The organism is Mesorhizobium sp. M7D.F.Ca.US.004.01.2.1 (assembly GCF_003997785.1).
Lineage (GTDB): Bacteria > Pseudomonadota > Alphaproteobacteria > Rhizobiales > Rhizobiaceae > Mesorhizobium > Mesorhizobium loti.
Window position 1 is genome coordinate 1 of the sequence record NZ_RZRQ01000611.1, and the last position, 1,730, is coordinate 1,730.

The window sequence follows — 1,730 nt, forward strand, 5'->3', positions numbered from 1 at the left end:
GCATCGAAGGGCGATCAGGGCCTTGCCAAAGTCTCCGCCCAACAGCTACTCGAGGCCTCCCTTCGCATGCGACCCGACCGTCTGTTGCTGGGCGAGTTGCGCGGCGCTGAAACCTTCGCGTTTCTCCAGGCGATCAACACCGGTCACCCGGGTTCGCTTACCACCGTTCATGCCAACTCGGCCCGGTCCGCCTACGAGCGGCTGGCGCTCATGGTCATGCAGGGCAGCTCAGGCCTCTCACGAGGCGAAATCCTCGACTACCTGCGCGAGGTCATTCCGGTGGTCGTCCAGATGGTCCGCACCGAGGGCGGACGACGCGCCATCAGCGAGATCAAGTTCACCAAGGCGGAGACAATCTAGCGAGGCCGTCCATGCAGAAAGTCGCAACAGCAATTTTCATGGTGCTCGTGGCGATGGCCCTGGGCGTCCTGTTCTTCACGGTCGCCTATGCCGCGATTGATTGGTACAGGACTGGCTCCCACGTCCTGTTTGACCAGCTGAACGCCAATCCTTTGCCAGTTGTTGGTCTGGCCTGGGCTGACGTGACCGCGAGAACTTTTGACCGGATGCAATACGCCGTTGCAGCGGGAGCATTAGGGTTTCTTTTGCCACTGGTCAGCTTGTTTCTCATGCGTCCGAGAAAGCGCAATGACTCTCGCTTCATGACCATGAGCGACGTATCAAAAACCGGCCTGACGAAAGTGGGCGGCGTCTTCGTTGGTCGAGCCGGCGGTAGGCTTGCCGAAATTCTGTCGCCCGGCCGCGATCAGCGCTCCGGCAAGATCCACTTGACGCAGCGCAAGCTGATTGGTGGCAAGAAATTGTGGATTGATGGCGATGATGTCGGTGGCTTTGTCATAGGGCCGCCGCGCTCCGGTAAAGGCACGTCTCTCATCATCCCGAACGCCCTGACCTGGCCGCATTCGCTTGTGGTTCTCGACCTGCGGGGCGAGACCTATGCGGCAACTGCCGGCTACCGTTCAACCATGAGCCGTGTGGTGCGTTTCGCGCCGGCTGATCCGGACGGCAATACCGCATGCTACAATCCGATGGACTTCATCTCGCTGGATTCGGCGCAGCGCGACATCGACCTTCGCAATATCGCAGCGGCGCTGTTTCCGCGCCCCCCTTCCAACGCAGATCCCTACTGGGTCAACGATGCCCGCCTTCTTTTTACCGGCATCGCGTCCTTCGTCATGGAATCGCCTGCGATCCCGAACCAGAAGAAGACCTTCTCTACAATCCTCGAGATCATGAATGGCGCCGAGCAGCCACTCCTAGAGTTCATCGGCTCGCTGCGCGAGGAACGCCGCCGCGAATGTTCGCATTTCACGCTGCAAACCCTGTTGCCGTATTTCGAAATGTCCGAGCGGCAGTTTTCCGGAATCTACGCCGGCGTCCGGACCGGCATGGCCCCCTTTCTAAACGAGCGCCTGATGCGAGCTACCTCGCGCAGCACGTTCGATATTCGCAAACTCAAGCGCGACCGGATCTCTCTTTATCTCGACGTACGGCGCGAGCAGATCACGTCACTTGGACCATTGTTCAACGTCCTGATCACACAGATGATGAACTTCATGTCGGAAACCATGCCGCGTCCGGACGAGCATCCGGTGCTTGTGCTGCTCGACGAGTTTCAGAACCTCGGCAAGCTCGAGAACGTGACCGAAATGGCGAGCGTGCTTGGCGGCAACGGCGTTTCCATGTGGTTTTTCGTACAGTCTCTGAAG

General features: G+C 59.2%; 2 protein-coding genes. Both read left to right on the top strand.

From position 1 onward, the window contains the following. A partial coding sequence (locus tag EN993_RS35405) for an ATPase, T2SS/T4P/T4SS family (protein ID WP_164758046.1) occupies positions 1 to 360 on the top strand: 360 nt, incomplete at its 5' end. Positions 361 to 371: 11 nt separating this feature from the next. Next, positions 372 to 1,730: type IV secretory system conjugative DNA transfer family protein (locus EN993_RS35410; RefSeq protein ID WP_164758047.1), on the top strand; the 1,359-nt coding region annotated here is incomplete at its 3' end.